General features: G+C 42.3%; 2 tRNA genes. Both read left to right on the forward strand.

Annotation, left to right across the window (positions count from 1 at the left end):
• Positions 1 to 122 precede the first annotated feature (122 nt).
• A tRNA-Ile gene (locus C2M36_RS02495) sits at positions 123 to 199 on the forward strand.
• Positions 200 to 252: 53 nt separating this feature from the next.
• Positions 253 to 328: transfer RNA gene (locus C2M36_RS02500), tRNA-Ala, on the forward strand.
• Positions 329 to 560: the final 232 nt, after the last annotated feature.

A 560-nucleotide genomic window follows, 5' to 3' on the forward strand; every position in this document is an offset into this window, starting at 1 on the left:
ACAAGGTAGCCCTAGGGGAACCTGGGGCTGGATCACCTCCTTATACGATTTAGAACGAATTTGTTCGCAGTGTCCACACAGATGATTGTTGATTATGAAATAGAGAACAAACGTCATTGTTTGGGTCTGTAGCTCAGCTGGTTAGAGCGCACGCCTGATAAGCGTGAGGTCGGTAGTTCAAGTCTACTCAGACCCACCACTTTGCTTCAAAGCAAAGACCGGTTATAAACAATGCACGTATCCTAGTAATGTGGGGCTATAGCTCAGCTGGGAGAGCGCCTGCCTTGCACGCAGGAGGTCAGCAGTTCGATCCTGCTTAGCTCCACCACTTTACTACTCCTTCTTATAGATAAACATTCTTTCGGGGAAACGCCCTGAGAATAGAGTGTGTTTAACTCTGAGAAGTAATTCTCTTGCTCTTTAAAAATTTGGAAAGCTGATAAAAACTTTGAATTGTTCAATTTTGAATGATTTAGAGTTCTCAATAAGTAAAGAAATATGCCAGTCAATTGAAAGATTGATTGTGCGTCTACTTTAGTATTCTAACTTCTGGCGAAGTT

Source organism: Pseudoalteromonas sp. T1lg75 (assembly GCF_002964705.1).
Taxonomy (GTDB): Bacteria; Pseudomonadota; Gammaproteobacteria; order Enterobacterales; family Alteromonadaceae; genus Pseudoalteromonas.